Annotated in this window: 6 protein-coding genes; 1 reads left to right on the plus strand and 5 read right to left on the minus strand. The window is 68.5% G+C overall.

Going from position 1 to position 6,464, the window contains the following annotated elements:
- From QZ772_RS13340 to QZ772_RS13350, 3 genes are all read right to left on the minus strand, one after another.
- A partial coding sequence (locus tag QZ772_RS13340; RefSeq protein ID WP_295526981.1) for a UxaA family hydrolase occupies positions 1-1,111 on the minus strand: 1,111 nt, incomplete at its 3' end.
- 37 nt (positions 1,112-1,148) lie between these two features.
- Positions 1,149-2,279: a mandelate racemase/muconate lactonizing enzyme family protein gene (locus QZ772_RS13345; RefSeq protein WP_295526984.1), complete on the minus strand. Its 1,131-nt coding sequence runs from the start codon at positions 2,277-2,279 to the stop codon at positions 1,149-1,151.
- 43 nt (positions 2,280-2,322) lie between these two features.
- Positions 2,323-3,282 carry a tripartite tricarboxylate transporter substrate binding protein gene (locus QZ772_RS13350; RefSeq protein ID WP_295526987.1) on the minus strand — a complete coding sequence of 320 codons (960 nt, stop codon included), beginning with the start codon at positions 3,280-3,282 and terminating at the stop codon, positions 2,323-2,325.
- Positions 3,283-3,528: 246 nt separating this feature from the next.
- On the opposite strand from QZ772_RS13350, the gene QZ772_RS13355 reads away from it, so the two are divergent.
- Positions 3,529-4,533, plus strand: coding sequence for a LacI family DNA-binding transcriptional regulator (locus QZ772_RS13355; protein ID WP_295526990.1), 1,005 nt, complete (start codon positions 3,529-3,531; stop codon positions 4,531-4,533).
- A 24-nt stretch (positions 4,534-4,557) separates the two neighbouring features.
- Here QZ772_RS13355 and QZ772_RS13360 read toward each other — a convergent pair whose 3' ends face one another.
- Both QZ772_RS13360 and QZ772_RS13365 read right to left on the minus strand, forming a co-directional pair.
- Complete coding sequence (locus tag QZ772_RS13360) at positions 4,558-5,853, minus strand: TRAP transporter large permease (protein WP_295526992.1); 1,296 nt, start codon at positions 5,851-5,853, stop codon at positions 4,558-4,560.
- 79 nt (positions 5,854-5,932) lie between these two features.
- Positions 5,933-6,421, minus strand: a complete 489-nt coding sequence (locus QZ772_RS13365; RefSeq protein WP_114802373.1) for a TRAP transporter small permease — start codon at positions 6,419-6,421, stop codon at positions 5,933-5,935.
- Positions 6,422-6,464 lie beyond the last annotated feature (43 nt).

Below are 6,464 nucleotides of genomic sequence, written 5' to 3' on the forward strand. Positions count from 1 at the left end.
TGTTGGCGCTGCGATCGACCCGGCCCTGGTGGAGGTAGGCGTCGTACCAGGCCATCTCGCGGATCATGGCCTGGGCCACCTCGGGGGTGGCGGCGCGGGCGGTGAGCTGGTCGATGCCGTCGCGCACCTCGGTGACCTCGCTGAACATCACGGTGGCGCCGGCGCGCACCAGCAGGTCGGTGCAGAAGCCCACGGCCGGGTTCGCCGTGACGCCGCTGAAGGCATCGCTGCCGCCGCACTGCACGCCCACCACCAGCTCGCTGGCCGGCACCGTCTCGCGGCGGCGGGCATTCAGGCGCGCCAGGTGCACCTCGGCCTGCCGCAGGATGGAATCGACCATGGACATAAAGCCCACATGGGCCTCGTCCTGCAGGCAGACCACGTCCAGCAGGGCTTCCTCGCTCCTGCCCACGTCGGCGATGTTCCGTTCGTCGACGAGTGCAATGCTGCCCGGCGGCAGCAGGCGCTCGGGCTGCAGCTTCTCGCAGCCCAGGCTGACCACCATCACCTCGCCGCCGAAGTTGGGGTTGAGGCTGATGTTGCGCAGCGTGCGGATCGGCACCACCGCATCGGGCGCATCGATGGCCACGCCGCAGCCATACGAATGCTCGAGGGCCACCACGTCGTCCACGTTCGGATAGCGCGGCAGGAGCTCGGCCTTGATGCGCTGCACGGCGAAGTCGGTCACGCCGGCCACGCATTGCACGGTCTGCGTGATGGCGAGGATGTTGCGGGTGCCGACCGAGCCGTCGGCATTGCGGTAGCCCTCGAAGGTGTAGCCGTCCAGGGGCGGCAGCGGCTCGGGCCGCACGGTGGCGATGGGCAGGCCTTCCAGCGAGCGCGCCTCGGGCATGCGCAGCAGGCGCTCGTGCACCCAACTGCCGCGCGGGATCGGCTTGAGCGCATAGCCGATGGTCACGTCGTAGCGCCGCACGGCACCGCCTTCTGGAATGTCCACCAGCGCCACCTTGTGGGCCTGGGGCACCTTGTCGACCAGCGTGAGCCCGTCGGGGAAGACGGTGCCGGCCGGCAGGCCGCCGTCGTTGGCGACGATGGCCACGTTGTCGGCCGGGTGCATGGTGATGTGGAGGGGCGGTCGGTCGTGGCTCATCGGCGTGGGTTGTTGTGAAGGGCGAGGGGAGGTCGCTTCAGGCGCGTTCGCCGATCTCGGCGGTCTCCCGGGTCCAGCTGCGGGCCTGCTCGCTCAGCGACAGACCGAGGCCCGGGCGCGTGGGCACCAACATCCGGCCGTCCGCGATCTCCAGCCGTTCGTTGAACAGCGGCTCCAGCCAGTCGAAGTGCTCGACCCAGGGCTCGGTCGGGTAGACGGCGCCCAGGTGCACGTGCAGTTCCATCGCGAAATGGGGGCCCAGCATCAGTCCGGCATGCTCGGCCTGGGCGGCGATCTTGAGGAAGGGCGTGATGCCGCCCACGCGCGGGGCATCGGGCATCAGGTAGTCGGCGGCGCGGTGGCGGATCAGGTCGCCGTGTTCGGCGGCGCTGGTGAGCATCTCGCCGGTGGCGATGGGCGTGTCGAAGGTCGCGGCCAGGGCGGCGTGGCCCTCGTGGTCGTAGGCATCCAGCGGCTCCTCGATCCACACCAGGTTGAACTGCTCGAAGATGCGGCACATGCGCTGCGCCGTCGGCCGATCCCACTGCTGGTTGGCATCCACCATGATCGGCACATGGTCGCCCAGGTGCTGGCGCACGGCCTCGACCCGCTGGATGTCGATCCTGCCGTCGGGCTGGCCCACCTTCAGCTTGATGCCGCCGATGCCGCGCTCGATGGACGCGGCCGCGTTCACCTTCAGCTGATCGATGGGCGTGTGCAGGAAGCCGCCCGAGGTGTTGTAGCAGCGCACCGATTCGCGCTGCGCCCCCAGCAGCTTGGCCAGCGACAGCCCGGCGCGCCGCGCCTTGAGGTCGTACAGCGCCACGTCGAAGGCGCCGATGGCCTGCACGCCCATGCCGCTGCGGCCGACTGACGCGCCGGCCCAGCACAGCTTGGTCCACAGGCGCGCGATGTCGCTCGGGTCCTCGCCCAGCAGCGCGGGCGCCACCTCCTTCGCATGCGCGAACTGCCCGGGGCCGCCTGCGCGCTTCGAGTACGAAAGGCCCAGCCCGCGGTGCCCGTCCTTCGTCTCCACCTCCGCGAAGAGCATGGCGATCTCGGTCATCGGCTTCTGCCGCCCGGTGAGCACCTTGGCGTCGCTGATGGGGGTGGCCAGAGGAAGGTAGCAGGAGGACAGGCGGATCCAGGTGATGCGGTCTTGGGACATGGCGTGAAGGACGGAAGCGTGCGGGGCAGGGCGAGGTCGATGCTCAGTCGAGTGAGATCTTTCCGGTCTCGATCACCTTCTTCCAGCGGGCGGACTCGGCCTGCATGAAGGTGGCGAACTGGGCGGGGGTATTGGTCACCATCTCGAAGCCGATGCCGGTGAACTGGTCCTTGACGCGTGGGTCGTTGAGGGCGGCGACGAAGGCCGCGGCGGCCTTCTCTCGAACGTCCGCGGGCAGGCCCTTGGGAGCCACGATGGCCTGCCAGGAGGTCACTTCGACGCCCTTGACGCCCAGTTCCGACAGCGTGGGCACGTCCGGCAGCACCGGTGAGCGCTTGGCGCTGGTCACGGCCAGCGGGCGCATGCGGCCGGCCTTGATGTACTGCAGCACGGCGTTCACGTTCTGGAAGGAGGCATCCACCTGGCCACCCATGATGTCGGTATGGGCCGGACCGCCGCCCTTGTAGGGCACATGGATACCGGTGGTGCCGGTCTGCTGCCAGAACAGCTCGGCCGTCAGGTGGTCGCTGGAGCCGGCGCCGGCGGAGGCGAAGGTCATCTTGCCCGGATTGGCCTTTTCGTAGGCGATGACGTCGGCCACGCTCTTGTGCGGCGAAGCGGCCGGCACCACCAGCACGTTGGGCGAGGCCACGGCCACGGTGATCGGATCGAAGTCCTTGAGCGGATCGAACTGCAGGCCCTTCATCAGGTGCGGCACGATGACCAGCGGACCGAGGGAGGTGACCAGGAAGGTGTTGCCATCGGCCGGCGCGCGCTTGACGAAGGTGGCGCCGATGGTGCCGGTGGCGCCGGCCCGGTTGTCCACGATGAAGCTCTGCTTGAGCGACTCGCTCATCACCGGCATGAGTGCTCGCGCCACCTGGTCGGTGGAGCCGCCGGGAGGGAAGGGCACGACCAGCGTGACGGTCTTGTTCGGCCAGGCGTCGGCGGCGGCCGCGGCCAGCGACAGGCTGGCCAATGTGGCACAGAGGAATTTTTTCATGGTGTCTCCTGATGGGGTTGAAAAAATGACAACGTTGTCATTTCATCGCGCAGACCCGGAATGTCATTGATGTTGGAGTGCGGGAACGAGCGGCGGTCGGATGATATCGTTGTCATTTCGGCTGTCAATGCGCCCTCGTACGTTGCTTGCTGGGCGCACATCGACACGGGAACGCCGCGGCACGCGCGCCTCGGGGCCGCGAGCCTTGTCGGGCGTGAAGCTGTTAGGCTCCCGGGCCTTCCTGCCATGAGCGCTTCTCCGCCCCTCAAGCCCGCCACGCTGCACGACGTTGCACGTGCCGCAGGCGTCTCGCCAATCACGGCCTCGCGGGCCCTCAGCAATCCCGCCCTGGTGTCGCCCAAGACCATCGCCCTGGTGCAGCAGGCGGTGGAGGCCACGGGCTACATCCCCAACCTGCTGGCCGGCGGCCTCAAGTCACGGCGCAGCCGCATGGTCGCGGGCATCGTGCCGGCGCTGTCGGTCGCGCAGTTCCTGCCATCCGTCCAGACGCTCACAGAGACGCTGGCGGAGGAGGGCTACCAGGTGCTGCTGGGTCAGACCCGCTACGACGCCGTCCGTGAAGAGGCGGTGCTCAACACCATGATCAGCCGGCAGCCCGACGGCATCGTCTTCGCTGGCCTGATCCAGTCCCAGGCGGCGCGTGAGCGGCTGCGGCGCGCGGGCGTGCCGGTGGTGGAAATCTGGGATCTTTCTCAGCGCCCGGTGGACATGCTGGTGGGCTTTTCGCACCTCAAGGTGGGCGGTGCGTTGGCGGGCTTCTGCCTCGCCCGGGGCTGGCAGCGCGTGGGCATCGCCACCGCCGACGATCACCGCGCGATGCAGCGACGCGAGGGCTTCATTGCCGCCTTCGGCCGCGAGGTGCCCACGGCCTGCGTGGCTGCCCCCAGCAACCTGGAGCGCGGCCGTCGCGCGCTGGCGGACCTGCTGGCGCAGGACCCGGCACTGCGCATGATCTGCTGCAGCTCCGACCAGCTGGCGCATGGCGTGCTGGTCGAGGCGCATGCGCGCGGCCTGCGCGTGCCGCAGGATCTGGCGATCTGCGGCTTCGGCAATGCCGACTTTTCCGCCCACCTGCTGCCCAGTCTGAGCACCGTGCTGGTCGATGGGCCCGGGATCGGCCGCCTGGCCGCCGAGATGGTCCTGGCCCGCGCGCGCGGCGAACCGGTCGCTCAGCCGGTCGTGGACGTCGGCTTCCGCATCGTCGAACGCGAATCCACGGCCGGTGGCTGAACGGCGGTCGTGTGAGGCGCTTCTCTACCTCACGACCATGAACATGCTTGGGAGCCACAGACTGAACTGCGGTACGAACGTCACAAGCCCGAGCGCCAGGATCAGCGCGCCATAGAAGGGCCAGATGGTGCGCATCACCTCGCCCACCGACACCCCGCCGATGGCGCAGCCGACGAACTGGGTGGTGCCCACCGGCGGCGTGTTCAGCCCCAGCGCGCAGTTGATCAGCATCAGGATGCCGAACTGCACCGAGGTCATGCCGTACTGCTGCGCGATGGGCAGGAAGATGGGCGTGCACAGCAGGATGGTCGCCGCCATGTCCAGGAAGGTGCCCAGCAGGAACAGGATGACGTTGATCAGCAGGAAGATGACCCAGGGCGTCGTCGACACCTTCGACAGCATCTGCCCCGTCAGCTCCGCCACGCCATACAGGCTGATCAGGTAGCCGAAGGTGCTGGAGATGCCGATCAGCAGCAGGATCACGCCCGTGGTGCGCACGGCCTTGGCGGCCGCCTTGATGAAGTGCGCCCACTTGAGTGTGCGGTACAGAAAGATGGTCAGCGCCAGCGCATAGAGCACCGCCACGGCCGCGGACTCGGTGGCCGTGAAGATGCCCGATAGGATGCCACCCAGGATCAGCACCACGATGAACAGCCCCGGCAGCGCCGCGGCGAAGCTGCGCGCCACGATGGCCCAGCCCGGGAAGGTGCCGGCCGGGTAGCCGCGGCGCACCGCCACCACATAAGCCGCCAGCAGGTTGCACAGCGTGAGGATGATGGCCGGCAGCAGCGCTGCCAGGATCAGCGCCGCGATCGACACCTTGCCGCCCGCCGCCAGCGAATAGATGATGAGGTTGTGGCTGGTGGGCATCAGCGCCCCCACCAGGGCCGCATGCGTGGTCACGTTGACCGCGTAATCGGCGTGGTAGCCCTCCTTCTTCATCATCGGGATCATCACCGCGCCCATGGCCGACACGTCGGCCACCGGCGAGCCCGAGACGCCGCCGAACAGCGTGCAGGCCACCACGTTGCTCATGCCCAGGCCGCCGCGCACATGGCCGACCAGCGACTTGGCGAAGTCGACGATGCGGTCGGCGATGCCGCCGTACAGCATCAGCTCGCCCGCGAAGATGAAGAAGGGGATCGCCAGGAAGGAGAAGATCCCCATGCCCGACATCATCTGCTGGAAGCCCACCGCGAGCGGCAGGCCTTCGTAGAGCAGCGTGGCCAGGGCCGACAGCCCGATGGAGAAGGCGACCGGGACGCCCAGCAGCAGCAAGGCGGCGAACGACAGGGTGAGGATGAGCAGCGGGATGGTCATGCGGCCTCCAGGCGCGCGGCAGGACGAGGGACGTGCGCGGGGCGCGTGATGAAAAGGGAACGGCGGCAGCGCATGGGCTTCAGGTCCACGAGGGCTCCAGTTCGCGGCCCTGGGCCAGCGCCAGGATGTGCTCGATGGAGAACAGCACGATGAGCACGCCGGCAAAGCTGGGCGGCACGTACTTCCAGCCCTCGGAGATGAACAGCGTGGGCAGCCGGTAGCTCCACACCGACTCGGCCAGGTAGGCGCAATTCCAGGCCATGGCGGCGCCGAACAGACCAACCAGCGCGTGGATCAGCATCTCCAGCTTGAGGCGCAGCCGCGGCGGTGCCAGCACGAGCAGCGATTCCAGCCCGATGTGGCCGGCGTCGCGCACGCCCACGGCCACGCCGAACATGGTGACGTAGAGCACCATGAGCAGCGCCAGGCTCTCCGCCCAGGTGGGCGTGCTGTTGAGGATGTAGCGGCCGAACACCTGCCAGCTCACGGCGCAGATCACTGCGACGAGGCCGACGATGCCCAGCACCATGCAGGCGCGCGCGAGAGCGCGGCAGAAGCGGGAGTACATGACGAATTCCTTCTTTCTCCCTCCCCCGCTGGGGGAGGGCAGG

This window comes from uncultured Pseudacidovorax sp., from assembly GCF_913773995.1.
In the GTDB taxonomy this organism is placed as follows: domain Bacteria; phylum Pseudomonadota; class Gammaproteobacteria; order Burkholderiales; family Burkholderiaceae_C; genus Xenophilus.

Bases quoted from the DNA above. Each gene is read 5' to 3' on its own strand.
- QZ772_RS13350 (WP_295526987.1), bottom strand. From the start codon at position 3,282: ATGAAAAAATTCCTCTGTGCCACATTGGCCAGCCTGTCGCTGGCCGCG.
- QZ772_RS13365 (WP_114802373.1), bottom strand. From the start codon at position 6,421: ATGTACTCCCGCTTCTGCCGCGCTCTCGCGCGCGCCTGCATGGTGCTG.
- QZ772_RS13355 (WP_295526990.1), top strand. From the start codon at position 3,529: ATGAGCGCTTCTCCGCCCCTCAAGCCCGCCACGCTGCACGACGTTGCA.
- QZ772_RS13345 (WP_295526984.1), bottom strand. From the start codon at position 2,279: ATGTCCCAAGACCGCATCACCTGGATCCGCCTGTCCTCCTGCTACCTT.
- QZ772_RS13360 (WP_295526992.1), bottom strand. From the start codon at position 5,853: ATGACCATCCCGCTGCTCATCCTCACCCTGTCGTTCGCCGCCTTGCTG.